Here is a 22,695-nt window from a genome sequence, read left to right as displayed (position 1 = left end):
CCGGGCATTCACACGGACGGCTCAACGACGCGCCCGGCGTACGGCAACGGCGGCGCGGGCCCGTCGTCACCTACCGGCGGGCTGTCCGTTCCCCGGTGTCCGGGCCGGTTCCCCGGTGCCCGGGCCAGGACTTCGGGGCCGTACCCCGCTGCTACGCCTTGCCCCGCACCTGTGTCAGTGCCGCTCCCGCCAGGACGATCACCGCTCCCACCGGTGTCGACCAGCTCAGGGACTCGCCGAGCAGGGCCACGCCCGCCGCCGTCGCGATGACCGGGATGAAGTACGTGACCATCTGGGCGGTCGTCGGGCCGACCTCGGTGACCAGGCCGTACTGGATGAGGAGGGCCAGGCCGGTGCCCAGGGCGCCCAGGGCGGCGACCGCCAGCAGCGGCAGCAGCGGGAAGCGTGCCGGGAACGTGGTGAACAGCGCGGTGACCACGGCGAGTTGCAGGGTGGCCAGGAACAGTTGGGCGCCCGTCATCGACAGGGCCGAGCTGCCGGTGCCGGCCAGGGTGCGGCGGACGTAGATCCACCCGATCGGGTAGCTCAGCGAGGCCAGCAGCGCCAGCACCGTGCCGCGGGCGTCGAGCCCGCTGAAGCCCTGCCAGGCGCCCAGGACCGTCAGCACGCCGAGGAAGCCGAGCCCCAGGCCCGCCACCCTGACCCGGGTGGGCCGGTCCTCGGAGAGGGCCACCAGGGACAGGGCCATGCCCCACAGCGGCGAGGTCGCGTTGCAGATACCCGCCAGGGTGGACGGGATGGTCAGTTCCGCGTAGGCGAACAGGGAGAACGGCAGCGCGTTCAGGAGCAGCGCGGCGACGGTCAGGTGCGCCCAGGTGCGGGCGCCTCGCGGCAGCCGGTCCCGCTTCACGGCGATGGCGACGGCCAGCACCGCCGTCCCGAACGCCAGCCGGCCGAGCGTGACCTGGAACGGCGCGTAGCTCCCCGTGCCCACCTTGATGAGCAGGAAGCTGAAGCCCCAGATCAGCGAGAGGAACCCGAAGCGCAGCCGCCAGTCCAGGGCGCGGCGGGGCGGGGCGGACGGCCGGACGTCCCCGGACGTGGAGATGGCCCCGGACGCGGAGGTGGCTTCGGGTGCGGAGGTCGCCTCGGGTGCGGGCGTGGACGGAGAACCCGTGGTGGTGGCGGTGGTCATGGTCCTCACCGTCCCCGACAACAACGTCGTAGCACAAGCGAGAATTCGCGAGCGATATCTCGTAGCATCGCTTACATGTTGAATCTGGAGCGCCTGCGCACCCTCGACGCCCTCGCCCGGCACGGCTCGGTCAGCGGCGCCGCCGCGGGGCTGCACATCACCACATCGGCCGTCTCGCAGCAGATGGCCAAGCTGGAACGGGAGGTCGGCCAGCAGCTCCTCGCCAAGAACGGGCGGGGCGTCCGGCTCACGGACGCGGGCCGGCTGCTCGCCGACCACGCGGCCCGCATCCTGTCCCAGGTCGAGCTGGCCCAGTCGGACCTGGAGGCCCAGCGCGGCCAGGTGGTGGGGGAGCTGAGACTGTCGGCGTTCCCGACCGCCGCGCGCGGCCTGTTCCCCACCGCGCTCGCCGGGCTGCGCGGGGAGCACCCCGGGCTCCGCGTGCGCTCCTGCGAGCTGGAGCCGGAGCGCGGCATCGCCGGGGTGATCCGCGGCGACCTCGATCTCGCCGTCGTCCTGGACTGGTACAACAAGCCGATGCCGGTGCCGGACGGGCTCGTCAAGGCGCCGATCCTGGACGATCCCGCCGACGTGGCGATGCCGGCCGGGCATCCGCTCGCGGGACGGGACGAGGTGGACCTCGCGGAGTTCGCCGGGGACGAGTGGATCACCTGGGGCGACGGCGAGTTCTGCCACGAGTGGCTGATGTTCACGCTCCGCTCGCGGGGCGTCGAGCCGATCGTCGGCCACCGGGCGGCCGAGACGCACACCCAACTCGGCCTGGTGGCCGCCGGTCTGGGGGTGTGCATCGCCCCGCTTCTCGGACGCCACCCGGTCCCGGAGGGAATCGTCATGGTCCCGCTCCGGCAGCGGCTGCGGCGGCACGTCTACGCCCTGTGGCGGGCGGACGCCGACCGCCGCCCGTCGATCAGGGCGGCGGTGCGGGCACTGAAGTCGGCCGCCGACAACCTCGGCTGACACCGGCCGCCCGCCGACGGCCCGGGTCTGCACCGGCCGGCCGCCGGCCGACGCGACGGACGCCGGCTTCCGCCTCCGCAGGCCCTACAGGCCCTACAGGTCGGCCAGTTTGCGGAAGTCCCACGACACGATCTTCTCCGGGCGCAGCCGCACCCACGCGTGCCGTCCGTCGTGCGGTATGGCGTCCAGACCGAAGTTCTTGCGGGCGAACAGCGTCTCCACGGAGTCGAGTTCGGCGCACAGTTCCCCGGTGCGCGGGATCTCGCCCACGAACTCCACGGTGCCGGACAGCTCCACACCCCGCAGCGACTCGTACTCCTCGCCACTGTCGATCACGATCGCGACCCGCGGGTCCCGGCGCAGGTCCGCCCAGCGTCTGCTGCGCACCACGGAGTACAGCCACAGTGCGGAGCCGTCCCACAGGAACCACAGGGCGCTCACGTGCGGGGCGCCGTCGGCGGACACGGTGGCCACCCGGCAGGTGCGCTGGGTGGTGAGGAACGCGCTCACCTCGCCCGGCGACATCATGATCTTCCGGCCCCTGCGCTGGGCGACGGTCATCCATCCCTCTTCTCTCTCGGCTTCTCTCACGTCACGCACGTCACGCACGTCGTGCCGCAGGCATCTCCGGCGTCACGTCGCAAAAGGACGGCCCGCCCGCACAGGATGAGTTCTCCTCCCCGCTCGCGCAACGGTGGCCGTCCCCGCGTGCCGGGGCGGTCGCGTCAGGCCAGCGTGATGGAGTCGCCGCTCACGCTGATCGGCACCTCGGGCAGGGACTTCGTCGCCGGGCCGCTCTTGACGCTGCCGTCGGTGATGGAGAAGTTGCTGTTGTGGCAGGGGCAGTTGATGACCCCGTCGGCGATGCTCTTCACCGCGCACCCCTGGTGCGTGCACACCGCCGAGTAGGCCTTGTACTCACCCGCCGTCGGCTGTACGACGACCACCTTCTGATCGGCGAACACCTTCCCCCCGCCCTCGGGGATGTCCGCGGTCGTCGTCAGGGCCGCACCCGCCGCGGCTCCGCCGCCGGTGCTCGCGGACCCGGAACCGCCGGTGGCGCCGGCCGCACCCGAGGAGTCCGCCGAGGCGGACGAGTCGTCGTCGGAGCCTCCGCACGCGGTCAGCGCGACGGCGAGCCCCGCGGCTCCGGCGGCCGCCACGACGGTGCGGCGGGCGGGTCCCGGGGCGGGGTGGAACGATGCGCTGGTCATGCTGGGGTTCCCTTCGGGCGGATTCGACGGTGTGCCGAGAGGTACGGACCACGGGTGCCGCCCGTTCAGCGGCGGTCGAGCCCGTTCGGACGGTGTCGACATCCTGACCCGTTCGGGATCAGCGGGGCGTGAGCCACAGCTGTCGCGGAGCTGTCGGCCGGGCCCCGCGGGCCCGCGCGACCCCAGTAGCCTGGGGCGATGCTGAAGGAAGTCATCGCGACCCGTTTCATCACGCCCCTGCGTGAGGGCGGCTCGCTGCCGGGCCTCGTCGAGGCCGACGACCTCGCCGCCTACGTCCTGAAGTTCACCGGTGCCGGACAGGGCCGCAAGACACTCGTCGCCGAGGTCGTCTGCGGAGAACTCGCCCGCCGCCTGGGACTGAGGGTGCCGCGCCTGGTCACCGTGGAGCTGGACGCCGTGCTGGGCCTCGGCGAACCCGAACAGCAGGTGCAGGACCTGCTCCGGTCCAGCGGCGGCACCAACCTCGGCATGGACTTCCTGTCCGGAGCCCTCGGCTTCGACCCGCTCGCCTTCCCGGTCGACCCCGCCGAAGCCGGGCGGATCGTCTGGTTCGACGCGCTGGTCAACAACGTCGACCGTTCCTGGCGCAACCCCAACCTGCTGGTGCACCGCGGCGACCTGTGGCTCATCGACCACGGCGCCACCATGATCTGGCACCACAACTGGCCTTCCGCCGAGGCCTCCGCGGCCCGCCCCTACGACGCCACCGACCACGCCCTCGCCCGCTTCCGCCCGGACGTCGAGGCCGCCGCGACCGAGCTGGCCCCCCTGATCACCGCCGATCTCCTCACCGAGGTCACCGCCGAGATCCCCGACGTCTGGCTGACCGACGAGCCCGGCTTCGACACTCCGGACGCGCTCCGGCGTGCCTACGCGGCGCCCCTCCTCGCGCGCGCCGCCGTCATCCACGAACGCATCGAGAGGAACCGGTGAACGAGCGCCACATCATCAGGGCCGGCGAGGCCAACGAGCGGGACGTCTACGAGTACGCCCTGCTGCGGATCGTGCCCCGCGTCGAGCGCGGCGAGCGCATCAACGCCGGCGTGCTCGTCTACTGCCGGGCCCAGGGCTACGTCGGCGCCCGCACCCACCTCGACGAGGCCCGGCTGCTGGCGCTGGACCCGGACGCGGACGTGGCCGGGGTGCGCGCCGCGCTGCGCGCCGTGGAGAGTGTGTGCGGCGGCGGCGAGGCGGCCGGACAGGCGGCGCACGACGACGCCGGGCGGCGGTTCCGCTGGCTGATCGCCCCCCGCTCGACGGTCGTCCGGCCGGGGCCCGTGCACACCGGGCTCACCACCGATCCCGCGGCCGAGACCGACCGCCTGCTGGAGCTCCTGGTGAGGTGAGCGGCCGGGTGATGAATCACACCGCCCCCGTGTGGCGTTGACACCGGATGCCAAGGCTTCTAGCGTCACGTCTGCCGAAGGTACTAAGCGGTCGCTCACCGAGTCGACGGTGATCAGGACGGTCGCTCCCCACACGGACGTACATTCTCGAGGGCGAGGAGAAGCAGCAATGTCCACCACAGAGCAGCGGGTCGCAGTAGTCACGGGCGCGGCGCGCGGCATCGGTGCCGCCACCGCCGTACGGCTGGCCGCCGAGGGCCGCGCGGTCGCGGTGATCGACCTCGACGAGGCCGCCTGCAAGGACACCGTCGAGAAGATCACCGCGGCGGGCGGCCGGGCGATCGCGGTCGGTGCCGACGTCTCCGACGAGGCCCAGGTCGAGGCGGCCGTCGCACGCGTCGCCGAGGAACTGGGCGCCCCGACGATCCTCGTCAACAACGCGGGTGTGCTCCGCGACAACCTGCTGTTCAAGATGAGCGCCGGCGACTGGGACACGGTGCTCAACGTGCACCTGCGCGGCTCGTTCCTGATGACCAAGGCGGTCCAGAAGCACATGGTCGACGCCGGCTTCGGCCGCATCGTCAACCTCTCCTCGTCCTCCGCGCTCGGCAACCGGGGCCAGGCCAACTACTCCGCCGCCAAGGCCGGTCTGCAGGGCTTCACCAAGACCCTCGCCATCGAGCTGGGCAAGTTCGGCATCACCGCCAACGCCGTCGCCCCGGGCTTCATCGCCACCGACATGACGGCCGCGACCGCCGCCCGCGTCGGCATGGGCTTCGAGGAGTTCAAGGCCGCCGCCGCCACCCAGATCCCGGTGGCGCGCGTCGGCGAGCCCGACGACATCGCCAACGCGATCGCCTTCTTCACGGGCGAGGCCGCCGGTTTCGTCTCTGGCCAGGTGCTGTACGTCGCCGGCGGACCGCTCAACTAGACCACCAGGGATCACGGACATGACTGAACTGCCCGCACTCTCCGGCAAGGTCGCCCTCGTCACGGGCGCCAGCCGCGGCATCGGCTACGGCATCGCCGAGGCGCTCCTCGCCCGCGGCGACCGGGTCTGCATCACCGGACGCAACGAGGACGCCCTCAAGGAGGCCGTCGACAGGCTCGGCGCCGACCGCGTCATCGGTGTCGCCGGCAAGGCCCACGACGAGGCGCACCAGGCGATCGCCGTCGAGCGCACGATGGAGGCCTTCGGCCGCGTCGACCACCTGATCAACAACGCCGGTACGAACCCGGTGTTCGGGCCGATCGCCGACCTCGACCTGAACGTGGCGCGCAAGGTGTTCGAGACCAACGTGATCTCGGCGCTCGGCTTCGCCCAGCGCACCTGGCACGCCTGGCAGAAGGACAACGGCGGCGCCATCGTCAACATCGCCTCCGTCGCGGGCCTCGCGCCCTCGCCCTTCATCGGGGCGTACGGCGTGAGCAAGGCCGCGATGATCAACCTGACGCAGCAGCTGGCGCACGAGTTCGCGCCGAAGGTGCGGGTCAACGCCATCGCCCCGGCCGTGGTGAAGACCAAGTTCGCGCAGGCCCTGTACGAGGGCCGGGAGGCCGAGGCGGCCGCCGCCTACCCGCTGGCCCGGCTCGGCGTGCCCTCCGACATCGGGGGCGCCGCCGCGTTCCTCACCTCGGAGCAGTCGGACTGGGTCACCGGTCAGACCCTCGTCGTCGACGGCGGCATGTTCCTCAACGCCGGCGTGGCCTGACGAGACCCCGCCGTACCCGCCGTACGGGCGCCGCCTCCGACACCGGAAGCGGCGCCCGTACGGCCGTGAAAACGTCGCACAGTGTCATGACAACGTCGTCATTCACCGTGATCCATAACGTGATGTTTGGAGCGGGTTCAGCCGGCGTGGCGCTGCGGTATGGTCTGCCAACCCTTGGCATGGCAGATCGAGGAGCGTGCGCGTGTTCAACCGGAACCGATCCTTGCAGCAGGTCGCGGCGATCGTGTCCATATCCCTGGTGGCCGGATGCAGCCTCCTGGGAGAGGAAGGCTCCGACGATGCCGGGCCGATCGTCGTGGGCACCACCAGTGCCCCCAGCACGCTGGACCCCGCCGCCGCCTGGGACGGCTCCTGGGAGCTGTTCCGCAACGTCTACCAGACGCTGCTGTCGTACCCCAACGGCGCGACGACGCCCCAGCCCGACGCCGCCACCTGCGAGTTCACCGACGGCACCAGCCGGACGTACCGCTGCAAGCTGCAGGAGGGCCTCTCCTTCTCCAACGGGGACAAGCTCGACGCGGAGGCCGTGAAGTACACCTTCGACCGGATCCTCGCCATCAACGCGCCCACCGGCCCCGCGGGACTGCTCGGCAGCCTCGACCGGGTCGAGGCCGTCGGCGACCGCGAGGTCGTCTTCCGGCTGAACAAGGCCGACGCCACCTTCCCGTTCGTGCTCGCCACCCCCGGCATGTCCCTCGTCGCCCCGGACGACTACCCGGCCAAGGCGGTGCGCGAGGGCGACGGCATCGTCGGCTCCGGCCCGTACGACCTGAAGGCCTACAAGGAGGGCGACCGGGCGGAGCTCGTCCGCAACGACCGCTACAAGGGTGCCGCCGACCGCAAGAACGGCGCCGTGACCATCCGCTACTTCCAGGACTCCGCCGAGATGGTCAAGGCCCTGCGGGGCAAGCAGATCGACATCACCTACCAGGGTCTCGCCGCCGACGACATCGTCACCCTGGAGAACAAGAGCGACGAGAACGAGGGCCTCCAGCTCGTCGAGGGTGCCGCCAGCAACATCAACTACCTGGTGTTCAACCCCAAGGACAAGTGGTCGAACAAGCTGGCCGTGCGCCGGGCCGTCGCCCAGGTCGTCGACCGGGCCGCGCTCGCCCACAAGGTCTACAAGGACACCGTCGACCCGCTGTACTCGATGGTCCCCAAGGGCCTGACCGGCCACACCACCGGCTTCTTCGACGACTTCGGCGACCCCGACCCGGACAAGGCCCGCTCGATCCTCGACGACGCCGGCATCACCGCCCCCGTGCCGCTCACCCTCTGGTACACCACCGACCGCTACGGCTCCGACACGGCCCTGGAGTTCAAGGAGATCAAGACCCAGCTGGAGGCCTCGGGCCTGTTCGAGGTCACCCTCAAGAGCCGCCCCTGGAAGACCTACGTGGTGGGCTACCAGAAGGGCGAGTACCCCGTGTTCGGGCGCGGCTGGGCCCCCGACTTCCCGGACGCCGACAACTTCATCGCCCCCTTCGTCGGCGAGCAGAACGCGCTCGGCACGCCCTACCCGGCGAAGGAGATCACCCAGGTGCTGCTGCCCCGCTCGCGCCAGGAGAGCGACCGCGCCAACGTGGTGAAGGACTTCCAGGAGGCCCAGCAGATCCTCGTCGACGACGCCCGGCTGCTGCCGCTGTGGCAGGGCAAGCAGTACATCGCCGCGAACGAGGACGTCTCCGGCGGCGAGCGGGCGCTGGACCCGTCGACGATCATGATGGTGTGGGAGCTGTCCCGCAAGACCAGCTGGTAGGCGCACCGCGGACGCCGTTGTCAGTGGTCACCTGTAGGTTCTGTGCCCGGTAAGTGACCGCACGACGGAGGACGTTGACGTGACCGACATCGCCATGCTGCCCGAGACCTGGCGCGGGGTCCTGGGCGACGAGCTGGAGCAGCCCTACTTCAAGGAGCTGACGGAGTTCGTCGAGGAGGAGCGGGCGAAGGGGCCCGTCTACCCTCCGCGCGAGGAGGTCTTCGCCGCGCTCGACGCGACGCCCTACGACCGGGTGAAGGTCCTGATCCTCGGCCAGGACCCCTACCACGGCGAGGGCCAGGGACACGGCCTGTGCTTCTCGGTGCGGCCCGGGGTGAAGATCCCGCCGTCGCTGCGCAACATCTACAAGGAGATGCACGCCGAGCTGGGCACCCCGATCCCGGACAACGGCTATCTGATGCCGTGGGCCGAGCAGGGCGTGCTGCTGCTCAACGCGGTCCTCACGGTCCGCGCCGGTGAGGCCAACTCGCACAAGGGCAAGGGCTGGGAGAGGTTCACCGACGCGGTGATCCGGGCCGTGGCCGAGCGGCCCGACCCGGCGGTCTTCGTCCTGTGGGGGAACTACGCGCAGAAGAAGCTGCCCCTGATCGACGAGACCCGGCACGTGGTGGTGAAGGGCGCGCACCCCTCACCGCTGTCGGCGAAGAAGTTCTTCGGCTCCCGTCCGTTCACGCAGATCAACGAGGCGGTGGCCCGGCAGGGCCACGAGCCGATCGACTGGACGGTGCCGAACCTGACCTGACCCGCACCGGGCCGGTCCCCCCGGCGGACCGGCCCGGTGCCGCCTGACCGGGATCCCCGGTGCCTGCGGTTAGCGTCTTCGCAACAACGCAAGGAGGGTTCGTGGCGGAGCATCGGCAGGAACAGGCGGCGCCGGACGCCGTGCTGACCCGGATCGGGCAGCTGGTGATGCTGCACCACGGGGGAGACCGGGAGGAGGCCAGGCGGCGTCTGCTGGAGCTGTGGGAGGAGCTGGGCGAGGAGGGCGACGCGCTGCACCGCTGCACCGTCGCCCACTACCTCGCCGACACCCAGGACGACCCCTTCGACGAACTGGCCTGGGACCTGAGAGCGCTGACCGCGGCCGAGGAGCACGAGCGGGCGCCCGCCGTGCGGGCGCTGTACCCCTCGCTCCACCTCAACCTCGCGGCGGACTACGTCAAACTCGGCCGTACGGAAGCCGCCCGCACCCACGTGCGCAAGGCCCGCAGAGCGGCCCGGGGACTCGGCGACGACACCTACGGCGACGGCGTGCGGGCGGCCATCAGCCGGATGGAGCTGCGGCTGGGGGAGGGCGGTCAGGACCACCTCTGGTCCGAGTAGGCGGGGCGGCAGGGCCTCAACGCCCGTAGGTGCCCTCGCAGATCACGGACTCCGGGCTGCCCGGCCGCCAGCCCCCGTACTTCCGGCCGAGGTCGCACAGATCGGCGTTCCCGCGCGCCCCCTCCTTCCCGTCGGGGACCTCGCCGCGCGGCTGCGTGGGGCGGCGGCGTTCCGGCCGGGCCGGTCCCGGGCGCGCCGGGGCCGGTGGGCGGTGGCGGGCGGACGGAGGCTGCGCGGCGGGCGCGGCCCGTCGGGGTGACGCCGGTGTGCTCGGCTCCCGCCCGGGCTCCGTCCCGACCATCTCCAGAGCCTCCTGGGCCGGTGCCTGCACCACCTGTGCCCCGGTCCGTCCGTCGGGCCGCGGCAGGGACGGCTGGGCCGGGGCCGTGGGCGGGCGGGGCACGGGCGGGTGCCGGACGGTCACGCATCCGGCGAGGGCCGTGACGGCCACGGTCACCAGAAGCGTCGCGGTAGTCGTCGTTCGCTGCACCCGCGCCACTTTGCTGGCTCCGGCCCGCCGAGGCACGGCGCACCGGCGGAGGATCCCCCACGCGGGTGATCCCATACCCCCCAGGGAGGGCGCGCGGCGGCCGGGGGTGACGTGACGTCAGTCGCCGGTGACGCCGTCGATCCGCTCGCGCAGCAGATCGGCGTGGCCGTTGTGCCGCGCGTACTCCTCGATCATGTGCGTGTAGATCCAGCGCAGGCTGAACGGATCCTCGGTGAACCGGCTCCTGCCACGGGAGAGGTCGTCCAGCCCGAAACCGGCCGCGTTGCGCCGGGCGATCGCGATCTCGGCCTGCCAGTCGGCGTACGCCTCCTGCCAGGTGTCCTGCTCGGTGAGGTGGAACTCGCCGTCGGGGTCCTCGTCGCCGTAGTGGATCGGGCCGGCCTCGTCGCCCACGAGGATCCGGCGGAACCAGTTGCGCTCGACCTCCGCCATGTGCCGCACCAGCCCCATCAGGGACAGTTCGGAGGGCGGCACGGAAGCGGTGCGGAGCTGGGCGTCGGTGAGGCCCTCGCACTTCCACGCGAGGGTCTGCCGGTGGTAGTCCAGCCAGCCTTCCAGCATGGTGCGTTCGCCGGCGTTCTGGGCGGGTTCGGTGCGCTCGGTCGTCATGCCCGCATGGTCGCCCGGCCGGCCCCTCCGCCACCACGTGTTTTCCGCCGGGCGGAGGCCGGCGAGCGAGGGTCCGGCCGGCGGTTCCCGCAGCCCGGACCGGTCTCTCCAGGCCGGGGACCCGGCGCCCGCGCGGCTCGGAAGGCCCGCGGCCCGGCCCGCCGGGCCGCTCGCCGGGCCCGCGGCCGACGCTGCCCACCTCCCCGCCATGGCCACCTCCCCGCCACGGCCACCTCCACGCCGCGGCCGCCTCTCTGCCGCGGCTGCACGATGCTGCCGCGGCTCGTCCGGCTCGTCCGGCTCGTCCGGCTCGTCCGGCCCGTCCGGCCCGGCGGCCAGGCCGGGCGAGTGCGCCGTCGTCCCCGCCCGGCGTCACACCGGCCGCCCCGCCCCGCCCGCCCGGCTGCCTCTCAGGGCGCGTCCCGCGCCCGTCCGGCCGTCGTCGCCGTGCGCAACGGCGACCCGGCGACCCGACCCGGGCTCCCGCCGCGCGGGCCTCGGCGGGAGCGCCCGCCGGACGCCGCCGCGGGCCCCGTATGCTGCCGTGCAGGCAGGCGCGGACCAGCAGTGAAGGAGCCCCCGTGAAGGTCGGCTGCATCGGACTCGGCGACATCGCGCAGAAGGCGTATCTGCCGGTGCTCGGCGCGCTGCCCGGCATCGAACTCCATCTCCAGACGCGCACCCCGGCCACCCTCGACCGGATCGCCGACGGCCTGCGCCTGCCGGCCGGGCAGCGCCACCGCGACCTCGACGCGCTGCTCGCCCAGGGCCTGGACGCCGCTTTCGTGCACGCCCCCACCGCCGTCCACCCCGAGATCGTCACACGGCTCCTGGAAGCGGGTGTCCCGACCTACGTCGACAAGCCGCTGGCGTACGACCTCGCCGACTCCGAGCGGCTCGTCGCGCTCGCGGAGGAGCGCGGGACCAGCCTGGCCGTGGGCTTCAACCGTCGGTTCGCCCCCGGGTACGCGCAGTGCGCCGACCACCCGCGCGAGCTGATCCTGATGCAGAAGAACCGCGTCGGCCTGCCCGAGGAGGCGCGGGCGATGATCCTCGACGACTTCATCCACGTCGTCGACACCCTGCGCTTCCTCGCCCCGGGACCGGTCGAGGACGTGACCGTGCGGGCCCGCGTCGAGGCCGGGCTGCTGCACCACGTCGTCCTCCAGCTCTCCGGTGACGGCTTCACCGCGCTCGGGGTGATGAACCGGCTCAGCGGGTCCAACGAGGAGATCCTGGAGGTGTCCGGCCAGGACACCAAGCGCCAGGTGGTCAACCTCGCCGAGGTGATCGACCACAAGGGGCAGCCGACCGTGCGGCGGCGCGGCGACTGGGTGCCGGTGGCCCGCCAGCGCGGCATCGAGCAGGCGGCGGGGGCCTTCCTCGACGCCGTCCGCGCGGGAAGGACGCTCAGTGCCCGGGACGCGCTGGCGACTCACGAACTGTGCGAGCGGGTGGTCCGAGCGGTGCGGGAGCGTTCCGGCGCGGCCTGACCGCCCGCGCCCCCTCCACCAGGCCGAGTACGAGGAGGACGAGCAGGGCGGCGTGGACCGGCCAGTCGCCGAAGCGGACGTACGGGGTGACACCGTCCGCGAGCGGCACCTCGTAGACGGCGGCGGTGCTCGCGTCCGTCCCCAGCCGCGGGCCGAGCCGCGCGCCGCTCGCGTCGTACACCGCCGAGACACCCGTCAGCGTCGCGTGCACGAAGGGGCGGCCGGTCTCCGCGGCCCGCAGGGCGCCCAGCGAGGCGTGCTGCGCGGGGGCCCAGCTGTTCTGGAACGTCGACGTCGACGACTCGCCGACCAGGACGTCGGTGCCGTCCTCGACGAGATGGCGGCTCATGTCGGGGAACGCCGTCTCGAAGCACACCAGCGGGCCGATGCGCAGGCCCGCCCCGGTGTTCATCACGACCTGCTCCGTGCCGCGCCGCCGGTCCTCGCCGGCCGCCTTGCCGACGGACGTGGCCCAGCCCAGCAACGACCGGGCGGGGACGTACTCACCGAACGGCACCAGCCGCATCTTGTCGTACCGGTCGCCGGTCGGTCCGTCCGGTCCGACCAGGACCGAACTCTTGTAGATGCCGGGCCGGTCGGACCGGCGGGCGTCCACGTTGACCAGGATGTCGGCGCCGGTCGCGCGCGACAGCGCGGCCAGCCGGCGCGCCAGGTCGGGACGGTCGGCCAGGTCGTGGCCGACGCTGCTCTCGCCCCAGACGATCAGATCGACGTCCTGCCCGACGAGCCGGCGGGTCAGCTGCTCCTCCCGGTCGAAACGGCGCTCGGGCCCGTCGACGACACCGGCCTGGACGACGGCTATCCGCGCCTGCCCGCCGGTCTCCGGCCGCGGCGACCACACCCATGCGGCGGAGGCCGCGGCGGCCGTCGCCACCAGGCCGGCGACGGCCGGCACCCGGTGCGCCGGCACCGCGACGAGCAGGGCGAGGGCGACGTTCACCACCACCACCAGGAAGCTCAGCAGCCACACCCCGCCGACGGACGCCAGCCGCAGCGCCGGCTCCACCTGCCACTGGCCGGCCCCGAGCACACCCCACGGCCCGCCCAGCCCCTGCCAGGAACGGACCAGCTCCACGGCCAGCCAGCCCGAGGGCAGCACCAGCAGCGCGGCGCAGGCCCGGCCCCGCGAGGGCACCCCGCCGAGGAACCGCCGCGCCAGCCAGCCCCACGGCGCCCACAGCGCGCCCAGCAGGGCGGCGAGGACCAGTGTGAAGACGTGCAGGCTCGGCAGCAGCCACACGTGCATGGACAGCATGAACCCGAACCCGCCGGCCCAGCCGTCGTACAGGGCCCGCCGGCCCGTGGGCGCCGAACGCGCCAGCAGGAGCCAGGGGACCAGCGCGGCGTACGCCCACCACCACAGGCCGGGCGCCGGGAAGGACGGGACGGGCAGCGCGCCTGCCAGGGCCACGAGGGCCGAGCGCCGCCACGGGGAGGAGAGCCAGTGACCGAACGTCTTCATACGGCACCTCCCTACCCCGTGGTCGCTCCAGTGTGCGCGTCCGGGGCGATCTCCGACCAGATGGTCTCCGGCGGACGGGGAGTCCTCCGGTCAGCCGGCGATGTCCCGGCCCGGCAGCCGGCGCCACTTCTCCCGCACCACCACCTCGCGCACCCGCCAGCCGTCCTCCGTCCGCAGCAGTTCGAAGGCGTACCGGCCGCCGCACACGAGGTCCGGTGCCCCGGCGGCCCCCTCCTCCCCGCCCGCCCGCCGCATCGGGCTCACGTAGTCGGCCTGGAGCCGGGCGGTGTCGCCCGGGTCCTGTTCCAGGATCCCGAAGCGCAGCCGGCGGTTGACGATCAGGTGCTGGCGCATCGAGAACGGCCGCATGCTCTCCTCCAGCCAGGCGGCGACCTTTCCCGCCTCTCCCTCGATGCCGCCGGCCGAGCGGTAGTCCGCCCGCCCGTCGGAAGTGAACAAGGCCCGGTAGGCCGCCCAGTCGCCGTCGTCGACGGCGACCGCGTAGTCGGTGATCAGACCGTCGACGGCCAGGCGGTCCATCACGGCCGCGAGCTCCACACGCTGCGTCATGGCCCGAGTGTTGGGCATGGCGGGCGTGGCGCCAAGGGCCGTGCGGGTACGTCCGCCCGATCGGCGCGGCCGGAGGGCCGAAGTCCTTCCGGCAGGAACCGGGCCGGGCGGGTCCGGGTTCACGCGCAACCCTGACCGGCGTATCCCCGACCGACGTATCCCCGAGCGGCGTACCCATAGGGTGAGCCCCATGTCTGCCACGTTGAGTTCCACGAGGACCCGCGCCGCGCTCCGCGCGTCGGCGCGCATATCCGTCGAGTTGTTGCTGCTCCTCGTGGGGCTCGCGGTCGCACTGTGGCTGTTGGGACAGATGTGGTCGATCGTGTGGCCCCTCGTCGTCGGCCTGTTCCTGACCACCCTGACCTGGCCCCCGACGCGCTACCTGCGCCGGCGCGGCTGGCCGCCCGCCCTCGCCGCGTCGCTGGTGACCGTCCTGTTCCTGCTGGTCGCCGCGGGCACCGTGGCGCTGATCGCGATACCGGTGGCCTCCCAGTCCGGGGAGCTGACCGACGGGGTGGTCGAAGGCCTGCAGCGGGTGCGCGAATGGGCCGCCGGGCCGCCCCTGAACATCGGCGACGACCAGATCAACAAGGCCTTCGACACCGGGGTCGCCCGTGCCCAGGACGGCCTGGGGAGCATGGTCACCGCCGTCGTCACGGGAGTGAGCACGGTGGTCGACGGCCTGGTCACCGCGGTCCTGGCGATCTTCCTGATGTTCTTCTTCCTCAAGGACGGCCCCCGGTTCCTGCCCTGGCTGGCCCGCCAGCTGCCCGGTCGGTTCGCCACGGACGTCCCGACGGTGGCCGCCCGCAGCTGGGACACGCTGGGCGCGTTCGTCCGGTCGCAGGCGGTCGTCGGTCTGCTCGACGCGGTGCTCATCGGCCTCGGGCTGTGGATCCTGGACGTGCCGCTGGTGCTTCCGCTGGCGGTGCTGACCTTCGTCTCCGCGTTCGTGCCGATCGTGGGCGCGCTGTTCGCCGGATTCGTCGCCGTCCTCATCGCGCTGGTCTCCAACGGTCTGACGGACGCGCTGATCGTGCTGGCCATCATCGTCGTGGTGCAGCAGCTGGAGGGCAACGTCTTCCAGCCGATGATCCAGAGCCGGGGGCTCGGCCTGCACGCGGCGGTGGTCCTGCTGGCGGTGACGCTCGGCGGCAGCCTCGCCGGGATCGTCGGCAGTCTGCTCGCGGTACCGGTCGCGGCACTGCTCGCGGTGATCTGGAACTACGTGCGCGAGCAACTCACCGACCCGGCCGAGGGGCCGGGGGCGGACGAGGTGCACGACGGGGTCGTGGTGCCGTCGTAGCACTCCTGCCGGGGAAGGCGCCGGCGGATGGGGTGGCGCGGCGCGGCGCGGCGCGGCGCCGACCTGGTCGGGGGCGCGCCCGGCCGGGTCGGGCGGGGATCAGGGCGAGGGCCCGGCCGGGAGACGTGCCGCGGCGGGGCCGGCCTCAGGCCGCCCTGACGACCTCTCCGCGGATGGCCGCGGCCCACTCGACCACCAACAGCTCGTACTCCGCCCGCTCCTGGGCCGACAGCGACCCGCCCGCGCGCAGCCACAGAGCCCGGATCTGCTCGTTCAACTCGGCGGCAGACCGCACGGAACCAGGGGCTAATGAACTCGGGGACATGCGCAACAGCCTAGGCGCAAGCACTGACACTGCGCTACCGGGTGGCTACGCAATCCCTATGGGCTTGGTCACGGGCCGAGTTCACCGCACGGGGGCGGCGTTGTCGGCCGGGCGAAGGGGCGAAGGGGCGAGGGGGTGAAGGGGTGAAGGGGTGAAGGGGTGAAGTAGCGAAGAGGTGGCGGCCTGCCGGTGCCCGGCCCGGCAACTTCACGCGTAGTACTCTCGCCGAAGTGGTCTGATGACGCACCGGGAGGGTGTCCATGGCGAGACGGAACGACGAGCGGCGCGCCGCCCTGGTGGATGCCGCGATCGAGGTGCTGGCCCGGGAGGGAGCCCGAGGCCTGACCTTCCGGGCGGTGGACGCCGAGGCCGCTGTGCCCGTCGGCACCGCGTCCAACTACTTCGCCAATCGCGACGACCTGCTCACCCAGGCCGGCGCCCGCGTCTACGAGCGGCTCCAGCCGGACGAGGCCACGCTCGTCCGGCAGCGCACGGCAGGCCGCGACCGGGAGACGTACGCGGAGCTGATGCGTGAACTGGTCGGCCGCGTCGCCTCGTTCCGCACCGGCTACCTCGCCCTGCTCGAACTGCGCCTCGAGGCCACCCGCCGCCCCGAACTGCGCAAGGTCCTCACCGAACGGGTCCGGGCCGACATCGAGGGGAACGTCGCCTATCACGAGGCCTCCGGGCTCCCCGGGGACGCCATGGCCGTCAAGCTGCTCATCCTGGCGCTGAACTGGCTGATCGTGGAGCAGCTCACCCTGCCGGACGTCTTCACGGCGGCGGAGCGCGAAGAACTGGTGGCGGCGGCGGTCGACCGGATCGTGGTGGCCGAGTAAGCCGGTCCCGCTGCCCGCTGCCCGCTGCCCGCGGACGGGACCGCCCCGGCCGGTCGCGGAACGGCCGTGCCGGGGCGGTGCGGGTCGACTGCCGCCCGAGCGGGATCAGCCCGCCGACTCCGCCGCGTGCGGGCTCAGGACGCCCATCGCGACGAGGGCGATGATCACGATGCCGAGGACCACCCGGTAGTACACGAACGGCATGAACGACTTGGTGCTGATGAACTTCATGAACGGGTTCATAGGTCGAGGTCCTGAGTGCTTTGACCTGCTGTTTCCGCCACTCTTCAAGATTGAATGGGAGAGAGGGGGCACCGTCCAGCGTTCTCCTCGCTCGCCACGAAGCGCAGCCACCGGGTTTGCAGCGAATCGGCAATCTCCTGCTCCATGCGTCACCTGTGCGAACGCGGTCTGACCGGGGTCCGGCTCGTCATCGGCGATCACCACCTGGGCCTGGGCAAGGCCATCCGCAAGGTCACTGGCGGCCTGTGCCACCCAGGAGGCGGTCGGGTGGGCTGTCGCGCCCAGGATGCGGATGCGCCGGCCGGCGTGCCCGATCACCGCGAACACGTACAGCCGCGCCCCGGACAGAAGGAAGGCTGAGATCTGACTTCGGACCGTATCCGGAGGTCGAATCTGGCGCACGCACTCCGCGGCCCCCACTGGACTTCCGAATACGTTCCGAATGCTATGGATCCATGACCATCGCAGCAGACCTCCCCGCGGCGACTCGACGCTCCTCGGACCTGAGCAAGCGCTCTGCCGAGGTCTTCGCCGAGGCCGAGGACCACCCCGTGACGGTGACCCGGCGCGACGGAGAGGCTCTGGTCCTGATGTCGCAGCGCGAGGCCGAGGGCCGTGCCCGTTTGCTGAACTTTGCCGCGCAGCTCATCACCGTCACCCTCGACGACCGCGGCTCGCTCGCCGAGCGGATGTCCAAGGCCTTTCCTTGGATGCTCGCGCTGTCGCCGGCCGACCAGGAGTCCTGTGCGCAGGACCGCGTCGATGCGGCGCGCGCGTCGTTCTCCACCGACCAGCCGCACCTCGCGATCGCAGAGCTGACCTCCTGGAAGGAGACGGCCACCGCGCCGTCGCGGCCGGGCTCAGCAGCGGCAGCGCCGGTCTGGAGTGGCTCGACGACGATGAGACCATGGAGCGTCCCTAACCGTGGCGGCCGCCAGGAAGGGCGAGCTGGTTCCTTGAGGCTGATCCTCTGGAGTGGACACCCTGATAATGGATCTTGATGGTCCAGGGAGGGGTGTCCAGGTGGGACGCAAGTCTCCGTACCCGGAGGAGTTCCGGAAGGACGCCGTCGCGCTCTACCGCGCCGCGGCGGGCAAGCAGACGTAGGCGGCGGTGGCCGCGGATCTCGGCATCACCGCGGAGTCGCTGCGGACGTGGGTCCGTAAGGACGACGCCGAGGCCGTGCCCGGGAGCGGACCTGGCGACGGTGGTCTCGCCGTTCAGGATTCAAGGCGGCGGCGGTCCTCTTCGTCCCATTTTCGGGTGTCGCGGGGCTGGACGTAGGGCTCCTTGCCGACCGGGTGGCCGCCCGCGGCGGCGCGCTGCCGGTGCATCTCGGCGTCGAACTCCAGGCCCAGGAGGACCGCCAGGTTCGTGATCCACAGCCACACCAGGAAAATGATCACGCCGGCGAGGGCGCCGTAGGTCTTGTTGTAGGAGGCGAAGTTCGCCACGTACAGCGCGAACCCGGCGGAGGCGATCATCCAGATCACCAGGGCCAGGAAGCTGCCCGGTGTGATCCAGCGGAAGCCGCGGACCTTCGCGTTCGGCGTCGCCCAGTACAAGATTGCGATCATGACCGTGACCAGGACGACGAGCACTGGCCACTTGGCGATCGACCACACCGTCAGGAACGTGTCCCCTATGCCTAGCGCGGTGCCGACCTGCCGGGCCAGGCCGCCGGTGAAGACGACGATCAGCGCACTGACAACTGCCAGGATCATCAGCACAACGGTCATACCGACCCGGACCGGTATCACCTTCCATATCGGACGGCCCTCGGGAATGTCGTAGATGGCGTTCGCGCTGCGGATGAACGCCGCGACATAGCCGGAGGCTGACCACACGGCGAGCGCCAGACCGACGATCGCCATGATCGAGCCGAGCCCGCCGTTGCCCTGCATCTGCTTCACCGCGTTGCTCAGGACGTCGCGCGCCGCGCCCGGGGCGAGCTTCTGGATGTTGTCCAGCACCTGCTTCGTCACGTTCTGGCCGACGATCCCCAGTAGCGAGACCAGCGCCAGCAGGGCCGGGAACAGCGCCAGGATCCCGTAGTAGGTCAGCGCCGCGGCCCGGTCGGCCAGCTCATCCTTCTTGAACTCCTTCAGAGTGCCTTTCAGCGCCGCCCGCCGGGAGCCCTTGGGCAGGTCCGCCGGAGTGTCCGGCGCCTGCCGCTCCACTTGCTCATCCGGTCCGGCACCCGCCCCCCGCCCGGCCTCGACTTTCTGGCCGGCCGCGGCGTGCCCGTCATACCTTCCATGCCGTCCGGGTATCCGGATGAATGTAGCTCATACACGGAATTCATTACAAAATGCTATTTTTTATATTTTTTGCGGCTAGTCGGGCAGAGAGGTTGCCGAGGCGGTCCGCTGCCACATCGACTTCACGTACGCCATGGCCATGGAGCCGGCCGACCCTGGCTTTCACCACAGCGTGCCGGCCGACTTCCGCGACCGTCTCGCCGAGGGAGATCGTGCCGACCGTCTCCTCGACCTCGCGTCGGGTCCGCCTCAAGGAGGCCAGCCTGATGCGCGAATGCGCCACCCAGCGCACCGACTCCACCCATGTCCTGGCCGCGGTGCGTGACCTGACCCGCCTGGAGCTGATCACCGAGGCGGTCCGCGCCGTGCTGGAAGAGGTCGCTGGCCTCGCCGGGCACCTGCTGGACGAGCTGGTCGATGAGGACTGGGCGCGTCGCTATGACCGTCCAGTCCGCCTGGGCACAAACCCCACCAAGCCCAAGACCAGAACCCTCACCACCGGAAACGATGCAGTCCGGCTCCTGGAGCACCTCTACCGGCACGGAGCGGACTGCACGTGCGGCCCTAGCCTCGCGCTTTCATGAAGCGGGCTGTCCGGCAGGCGGTCAGGAAAGCAGGAAGTGCCTCTGACCAGCAAGAATGAGGATTGTCGAGGTCCTTGTTCCTGCCCCTGTCGGAGGCACTTTCCAGGTGAAGCAGCCTATCGGGGCCTATCCCCATGTCCTTGTCCGAGATGACGGCCGGGCCGTGGTCTCGCAGGCCGGTTCGGTCCTGTTGGTCGAAACGGTCCGCAAGATCGGCCTTGACCAGGCGATATCCGCAGCCCTGACCCCGTGGCGGAGACCGCGAGCCGTCCATGACCCCGGCAAGATGCTCGTGGACCTCGCACTGGCGGTCGCACTCGGCGGCGACTGCCTGGCCGACGTCGCCATGCTGCGGGCCGAGCCGGGTGTGTTCGGCCCGGTTGCCTCCGATCCGACGGTCTCCCGTTTGATCGGCACCCTCGCCACCTCCGGCGAGAAGGCGCTGACCGCGATCCGCGCTGCACGTTCCGAAGTCCGCAAAAAAGTATGGGAGTTGGCCCCGGCGAGCGGGCTCCGGATGCCGGCGGACAGGTGACCGTGGACCTGGACGGGGTCCTGGTCGTCGCACACTCGGACAAGCAGGACGCGGCCCCGACCTGGAAGAAGACCTACGGACACCATCCACTCATGGGCTTCGTCGACCACGGCCCGGGAGGAACCGGCGAACCTGTCGCAGCGCACCTCCGGCCCGGCAACGCGGGCTCGAACACGGCCGCCGACCACATCACCGTCGCTCGCCTCGCCCTCGCTCAACTGCCCAAGAAATACCGGCGGGGACGGCGGACACTGATCCGCTGTGATTCCGCGGGCGGCACCCACGAGCTCGTGGCCTGGCTCGCCCAGCGCGGACGCTGGCTGTCCTACTCGGTCGGCATGGTGATCACCGAGGCGATCCACGAGCACGTTCTGAAGATCCCCGCATCGGCCTGGACGCCTGCGGTCGAATCGGACGGCGAGGTCCGTGACGGGACCTGGGTCGCCGAACTCACCGGTGACCCGCTCGACGGCTGGCCGCAGGGCACTCGGTTGATCGTCCGCAAGGAACGGCCCCATCCCGGAGCCCAGTTGAGGATCACGGACGCCGACGGCATGCGGATCACCTGCTTCGCCACCAGCACCCTCAACCAGCCGATCGCCGGACTCGAACTCCGCCACCGGTTGCGAGCCCGCGCGGAGGACCGCATCCGGGCCGCGCGAGCGACCGGACTGCGCAACCTGCCCCTGCACCACACCGCGCAGAACCAGCTCTGGCTGGAGATCGTCCAGATCGCCCTCGACCTGCTGGCCTGGATGCCCATGCTCGCCCTGACCGGCCAGACCCGGCTCTGGGAACCCCGCCGCCTGCGACTCCGCCTGTTCTCCGCGGCCGGCCAGCTCGTCACCACCGGCCGACGCCGCATCCTCCGCCTCGCCCGCCACTGGCCCTGGACCTGCCCTCGCGCGGCTCGCACCCCTGCCAAACCCTGGCTGACCAGCCAACTCACCTGTCCCTGCAAGACAACGTGCCAGCCCGGAGCAGTGGAACCCGGCGTCCACCCGAGACGACACCCGGGCACTCAACCTGCCCGGTCTCAGCCACCGACAACGAAATGGGCCCCCGACTCCCTCGGCGGCCCATCACGAAAGATCGAGGCTAGGCCGGGATCACCCGAGTGCCACCTGCTCAACATCAGCGGTGCGGCCGAACTCTACGTCCGCACCGGAATGGTGGACGTAGCGGTGGACGCCTACATGAGCGGCCGGACAGCCGGAGCCAACGGACTGGAGCTGCTCACCCCCTTGTTCGAGACCTCTGGCCGGGTGTTCGCCCGCCCGGGGTGGCAGTCCGAACCCAAGGACATCACACGGGCTCTGGAAGTCCTTGCCGACATCAATTAGCAGGGCCCTGTGCCAGTAGCTGATCATCAGTCGGATGCACTCCGGTGCGGGGACTGAATTCCGCCCATGGGCCGAGGGCAAACCCGTCGCCGTCCCGTCGGATCTCCACGGCGCCCGCGCCACCGAAGTGCGCGGGGACGAGCAACTCTCGTTCGTCGGCCGCCCGCCCGAGAATCCGACGGCGACTGGCCGCCGCCTGCCCCGGGTCGAGACAGGAACTGCTGTTGCAGCAGGGGTGCAGGATCTGCGCCGGGTTATGCAGCAGGTCTCCGGCGAAGACCGCCCGGTCGCTCCCGGACGCCAGTCGCAGCACGGAGGCACCGGGAGTGTGGCCAGGTGCGGACTCCAGGGTGAGGTGTTCGTCGATGTGGTGGAGGCCGTCCCACAGCACGGCCTGTCCGGCCTGGTGGATGGGGGCGATGCTGTCCTCGTAGATCAGGCGGTCGACCTCCTGCACGCCGCCTCCGTACGCGTTGACCGGACCGTAGTGGAAGTCGTCGGCGGCCGGAATGAGGTATTGGGCGTTGGGAAACATCGGTACCCACTGCCCGTCCGCGTCGACGGTGTTCCAGCCGACGTGATCGACATGAAGGTGGGTGTTGACGACGACATCGACATCCTGCGGACGGACACCGGCCCTCGCCAGGAGCTCGGGGAAATCTCCCTGCCTCTGGTCGAAATAAGGTGCCATGCCCGGCCGATCGCGCCCGTTACCCGCTCCTGTGTCGACCAGGACAGTCCGGCCCGCGCTGCGCAGTACCCACGACTGCAACGCGATCACCGTCCTGTCACTGTCCGGCCTCCAGTGGTCCGGTGCCAGCCAGTGCTCGTTGTCCTTCCACGCGCCGGCATTCACCTCCGGAAGAAACTCGGAGGTGGTCAGGAACGGTTCGTGCCACTCAATGACCCGGATGACCTCCACATCCCCCAGCATCATGTTCTGCACACGCTCGTTCTCGTTCATCATGAGTCGACGTTAAGAGAGATCGAAAGATTCTCTCAATGCGCTTCCAGCTCAATAAGATACGCAACCGTCTCA

At 71.3% G+C, this 22,695-nt stretch carries 24 protein-coding genes and 3 pseudogenes; 17 read left to right on the top strand and 10 right to left on the bottom strand.

All coding sequences use genetic code 11. The features are described 5' to 3' along the window. Positions 1 to 151: 151 nt before the first annotated feature. A complete protein-coding gene (locus ACH4N1_RS32030) occupies positions 152 to 1,156 on the bottom strand; it encodes a DMT family transporter (RefSeq protein WP_398103260.1) in 1,005 nt (334 codons plus the stop codon). A 75-nt stretch (positions 1,157 to 1,231) separates the two neighbouring features. Between ACH4N1_RS32030 and ACH4N1_RS32025 the strand changes: the two genes are divergently transcribed. Beyond that, a complete protein-coding gene (locus tag ACH4N1_RS32025; RefSeq protein ID WP_366059928.1) occupies positions 1,232 to 2,134 on the top strand; it encodes a LysR family transcriptional regulator in 903 nt (300 codons plus the stop codon). Positions 2,135 to 2,227: 93 nt separating this feature from the next. Here ACH4N1_RS32025 and ACH4N1_RS32020 read toward each other — a convergent pair whose 3' ends face one another. Together ACH4N1_RS32020 and ACH4N1_RS32015 are read right to left on the bottom strand one after the other, a co-directional pair. Beyond that, positions 2,228 to 2,695, bottom strand: coding sequence for a pyridoxamine 5'-phosphate oxidase family protein (locus ACH4N1_RS32020; protein WP_382788128.1), 468 nt, complete (start codon positions 2,693 to 2,695; stop codon positions 2,228 to 2,230). A 164-nt stretch (positions 2,696 to 2,859) separates the two neighbouring features. Then, the gene (locus tag ACH4N1_RS32015; protein WP_398103256.1) at positions 2,860 to 3,348 is read right to left on the bottom strand and encodes a Rieske (2Fe-2S) protein; all 489 of its coding nucleotides are present in this window, start codon (positions 3,346 to 3,348) and stop codon (positions 2,860 to 2,862) included. Positions 3,349 to 3,546: 198 nt separating this feature from the next. Here ACH4N1_RS32015 and ACH4N1_RS32010 point away from each other — a divergent pair, with 198 nt between their 5' ends. The 7 genes from ACH4N1_RS32010 (at position 3,547) to ACH4N1_RS31980 (ending at position 9,554) form a co-directional block, all read left to right on the top strand. Beyond that, on the top strand, positions 3,547 to 4,302 hold the full coding sequence (locus ACH4N1_RS32010) for a HipA family kinase (RefSeq protein ID WP_398103253.1): 756 nt from the start codon (positions 3,547 to 3,549) through the stop codon (positions 4,300 to 4,302). Continuing rightward, entirely contained in the window at positions 4,299 to 4,715 is a 417-nt protein-coding gene (locus tag ACH4N1_RS32005) for a DUF3037 domain-containing protein (RefSeq protein WP_398103250.1), read from the top strand. Before ACH4N1_RS32010 ends, ACH4N1_RS32005 begins: the two co-directional genes overlap by 4 nt. 169 nt (positions 4,716 to 4,884) lie before the next feature. Continuing rightward, positions 4,885 to 5,646 (top strand): 3-oxoacyl-ACP reductase FabG, encoded by a 762-nt coding sequence (gene fabG, locus ACH4N1_RS32000; RefSeq protein ID WP_382788136.1) that lies wholly within the window; start codon positions 4,885 to 4,887, stop codon positions 5,644 to 5,646. 19 nt (positions 5,647 to 5,665) lie between these two features. Continuing rightward, positions 5,666 to 6,427, top strand: coding sequence for an SDR family oxidoreductase (locus ACH4N1_RS31995; RefSeq protein ID WP_398103247.1), 762 nt, complete (start codon positions 5,666 to 5,668; stop codon positions 6,425 to 6,427). 202 nt (positions 6,428 to 6,629) lie between these two features. After that, positions 6,630 to 8,210, top strand: a complete 1,581-nt coding sequence (locus ACH4N1_RS31990; protein ID WP_398103244.1) for an ABC transporter substrate-binding protein — start codon at positions 6,630 to 6,632, stop codon at positions 8,208 to 8,210. Positions 8,211 to 8,289: 79 nt separating this feature from the next. Beyond that, positions 8,290 to 8,973: a uracil-DNA glycosylase gene (gene ung, locus ACH4N1_RS31985; protein WP_363089885.1), complete on the top strand. Its 684-nt coding sequence runs from the start codon at positions 8,290 to 8,292 to the stop codon at positions 8,971 to 8,973. A gap of 101 nt (positions 8,974 to 9,074) precedes the next feature. After that, positions 9,075 to 9,554: a hypothetical protein gene (locus ACH4N1_RS31980; RefSeq protein ID WP_398103241.1), complete on the top strand. Its 480-nt coding sequence runs from the start codon at positions 9,075 to 9,077 to the stop codon at positions 9,552 to 9,554. 607 nt (positions 9,555 to 10,161) lie between these two features. On the opposite strand, the gene ACH4N1_RS31975 is transcribed toward ACH4N1_RS31980, so the two are convergent. Next, entirely contained in the window at positions 10,162 to 10,674 is a 513-nt protein-coding gene (locus ACH4N1_RS31975; RefSeq protein ID WP_398103238.1) for a DinB family protein, read from the bottom strand. Positions 10,675 to 11,255: 581 nt separating this feature from the next. On the opposite strand from ACH4N1_RS31975, the gene ACH4N1_RS31970 reads away from it, so the two are divergent. After that, positions 11,256 to 12,167 (top strand): Gfo/Idh/MocA family protein, encoded by a 912-nt coding sequence (locus tag ACH4N1_RS31970; RefSeq protein ID WP_398103235.1) that lies wholly within the window; start codon positions 11,256 to 11,258, stop codon positions 12,165 to 12,167. Here ACH4N1_RS31970 and lnt read toward each other — a convergent pair. Then, positions 12,085 to 13,650 carry an apolipoprotein N-acyltransferase gene (lnt, locus tag ACH4N1_RS31965; RefSeq protein WP_398103232.1) on the bottom strand — a complete coding sequence of 522 codons (1,566 nt, stop codon included), beginning with the start codon at positions 13,648 to 13,650 and terminating at the stop codon, positions 12,085 to 12,087. The two genes, ACH4N1_RS31970 and lnt, sit on opposite strands and share 83 nt — an antisense overlap. Before the next feature lie 90 nt (positions 13,651 to 13,740). Beyond that, positions 13,741 to 14,220, bottom strand: coding sequence for a nuclear transport factor 2 family protein (locus ACH4N1_RS31960; protein ID WP_398103229.1), 480 nt, complete (start codon positions 14,218 to 14,220; stop codon positions 13,741 to 13,743). A gap of 190 nt (positions 14,221 to 14,410) precedes the next feature. On the opposite strand from ACH4N1_RS31960, the gene ACH4N1_RS31955 reads away from it, so the two are divergent. Then, a complete protein-coding gene (locus ACH4N1_RS31955; protein WP_398103226.1) occupies positions 14,411 to 15,526 on the top strand; it encodes an AI-2E family transporter in 1,116 nt (371 codons plus the stop codon). A gap of 145 nt (positions 15,527 to 15,671) precedes the next feature. On the opposite strand, the gene ACH4N1_RS31950 is transcribed toward ACH4N1_RS31955, so the two are convergent. Further along, complete coding sequence (locus tag ACH4N1_RS31950; RefSeq protein WP_398103224.1) at positions 15,672 to 15,851, bottom strand: hypothetical protein; 180 nt, start codon at positions 15,849 to 15,851, stop codon at positions 15,672 to 15,674. A gap of 260 nt (positions 15,852 to 16,111) precedes the next feature. On the opposite strand from ACH4N1_RS31950, the gene ACH4N1_RS31945 reads away from it, so the two are divergent. After that, entirely contained in the window at positions 16,112 to 16,690 is a 579-nt protein-coding gene (locus ACH4N1_RS31945; protein ID WP_398103221.1) for a TetR/AcrR family transcriptional regulator, read from the top strand. A 105-nt stretch (positions 16,691 to 16,795) separates the two neighbouring features. On the opposite strand, the pseudogene ACH4N1_RS31940 reads toward ACH4N1_RS31945, so the two are convergent. Then, positions 16,796 to 16,924, bottom strand: a pseudogene (locus ACH4N1_RS31940) (undecaprenyl-diphosphatase); the annotation flags it as partial. A gap of 153 nt (positions 16,925 to 17,077) precedes the next feature. Between ACH4N1_RS31940 and ACH4N1_RS31935 the strand changes: the two are divergent. From ACH4N1_RS31935 to ACH4N1_RS31925, 3 genes and pseudogenes are all read left to right on the top strand, one after another. After that, complete coding sequence (locus tag ACH4N1_RS31935) at positions 17,078 to 17,293, top strand: transposase (protein ID WP_398103218.1); 216 nt, start codon at positions 17,078 to 17,080, stop codon at positions 17,291 to 17,293. A gap of 95 nt (positions 17,294 to 17,388) precedes the next feature. Continuing rightward, the gene (locus ACH4N1_RS31930; protein ID WP_398103216.1) at positions 17,389 to 17,934 is read left to right on the top strand and encodes a prevent-host-death protein; all 546 of its coding nucleotides are present in this window, start codon (positions 17,389 to 17,391) and stop codon (positions 17,932 to 17,934) included. Positions 17,935 to 17,956: 22 nt separating this feature from the next. Beyond that, a pseudogene (locus ACH4N1_RS31925) lies at positions 17,957 to 18,109 on the top strand (transposase); the annotation flags it as partial. A 44-nt stretch (positions 18,110 to 18,153) separates the two neighbouring features. Here the strand turns inward: ACH4N1_RS31925 and ACH4N1_RS31920 are convergent. Next, on the bottom strand, positions 18,154 to 19,113 hold the full coding sequence (locus ACH4N1_RS31920; protein WP_398103213.1) for a YihY/virulence factor BrkB family protein: 960 nt from the start codon (positions 19,111 to 19,113) through the stop codon (positions 18,154 to 18,156). 293 nt (positions 19,114 to 19,406) lie between these two features. On the opposite strand from ACH4N1_RS31920, the gene ACH4N1_RS31915 reads away from it, so the two are divergent. From ACH4N1_RS31915 to ACH4N1_RS31905, 3 genes and pseudogenes are all read left to right on the top strand, one after another. Further along, a complete protein-coding gene (locus tag ACH4N1_RS31915; protein ID WP_398103354.1) occupies positions 19,407 to 19,778 on the top strand; it encodes a hypothetical protein in 372 nt (123 codons plus the stop codon). A gap of 106 nt (positions 19,779 to 19,884) precedes the next feature. Continuing rightward, positions 19,885 to 21,249: pseudogene (locus ACH4N1_RS31910) on the top strand (IS1380 family transposase). A gap of 47 nt (positions 21,250 to 21,296) precedes the next feature. Next, positions 21,297 to 21,656 carry a hypothetical protein gene (locus tag ACH4N1_RS31905; RefSeq protein ID WP_398103211.1) on the top strand — a complete coding sequence of 120 codons (360 nt, stop codon included), beginning with the start codon at positions 21,297 to 21,299 and terminating at the stop codon, positions 21,654 to 21,656. Here ACH4N1_RS31905 and ACH4N1_RS31900 read toward each other — a convergent pair. After that, complete coding sequence (locus ACH4N1_RS31900) at positions 21,649 to 22,623, bottom strand: MBL fold metallo-hydrolase (protein WP_398103209.1); 975 nt, start codon at positions 22,621 to 22,623, stop codon at positions 21,649 to 21,651. The two genes, ACH4N1_RS31905 and ACH4N1_RS31900, sit on opposite strands and share 8 nt — an antisense overlap. Positions 22,624 to 22,695 lie beyond the last annotated feature (72 nt).

The organism is Streptomyces sp. NPDC017202 (genome assembly GCF_044331705.1).
GTDB lineage: Bacteria > Actinomycetota > Actinomycetes > Streptomycetales > Streptomycetaceae > Streptomyces.
Note: the sequence above shows the minus strand (reverse complement) of the source record. Positions and strands in the feature narration are given on the sequence as shown.

Excerpts from the sequence above, each read along its gene's own strand:
- ACH4N1_RS31945 (WP_398103221.1), top strand. The coding sequence starts at position 16,112 with ATGGCGAGACGGAACGACGAGCGGCGCGCCGCCCTGGTGGATGCCGCG.
- fabG (WP_382788136.1), top strand. The coding sequence starts at position 4,885 with ATGTCCACCACAGAGCAGCGGGTCGCAGTAGTCACGGGCGCGGCGCGC.
- ACH4N1_RS31935 (WP_398103218.1), top strand. The coding sequence starts at position 17,078 with ATGCGTCACCTGTGCGAACGCGGTCTGACCGGGGTCCGGCTCGTCATC.
- ACH4N1_RS32030 (WP_398103260.1), bottom strand. The coding sequence starts at position 1,156 with ATGACCACCGCCACCACCACGGGTTCTCCGTCCACGCCCGCACCCGAG.
- ACH4N1_RS32025 (WP_366059928.1), top strand. The coding sequence starts at position 1,232 with ATGTTGAATCTGGAGCGCCTGCGCACCCTCGACGCCCTCGCCCGGCAC.
- ACH4N1_RS32015 (WP_398103256.1), bottom strand. The coding sequence starts at position 3,348 with ATGACCAGCGCATCGTTCCACCCCGCCCCGGGACCCGCCCGCCGCACC.
- ACH4N1_RS31975 (WP_398103238.1), bottom strand. The coding sequence starts at position 10,674 with ATGACGACCGAGCGCACCGAACCCGCCCAGAACGCCGGCGAACGCACC.
- ACH4N1_RS31900 (WP_398103209.1), bottom strand. The coding sequence starts at position 22,623 with ATGATGAACGAGAACGAGCGTGTGCAGAACATGATGCTGGGGGATGTG.
- ACH4N1_RS31930 (WP_398103216.1), top strand. The coding sequence starts at position 17,389 with ATGACCATCGCAGCAGACCTCCCCGCGGCGACTCGACGCTCCTCGGAC.
- lnt (WP_398103232.1), bottom strand. The coding sequence starts at position 13,650 with ATGAAGACGTTCGGTCACTGGCTCTCCTCCCCGTGGCGGCGCTCGGCC.
- ACH4N1_RS31955 (WP_398103226.1), top strand. The coding sequence starts at position 14,411 with ATGTCTGCCACGTTGAGTTCCACGAGGACCCGCGCCGCGCTCCGCGCG.
- ACH4N1_RS31995 (WP_398103247.1), top strand. The coding sequence starts at position 5,666 with ATGACTGAACTGCCCGCACTCTCCGGCAAGGTCGCCCTCGTCACGGGC.
- ACH4N1_RS32020 (WP_382788128.1), bottom strand. The coding sequence starts at position 2,695 with ATGACCGTCGCCCAGCGCAGGGGCCGGAAGATCATGATGTCGCCGGGC.
- ACH4N1_RS32010 (WP_398103253.1), top strand. The coding sequence starts at position 3,547 with ATGCTGAAGGAAGTCATCGCGACCCGTTTCATCACGCCCCTGCGTGAG.
- ACH4N1_RS31950 (WP_398103224.1), bottom strand. The coding sequence starts at position 15,851 with ATGTCCCCGAGTTCATTAGCCCCTGGTTCCGTGCGGTCTGCCGCCGAG.
- ACH4N1_RS31960 (WP_398103229.1), bottom strand. The coding sequence starts at position 14,220 with ATGACGCAGCGTGTGGAGCTCGCGGCCGTGATGGACCGCCTGGCCGTC.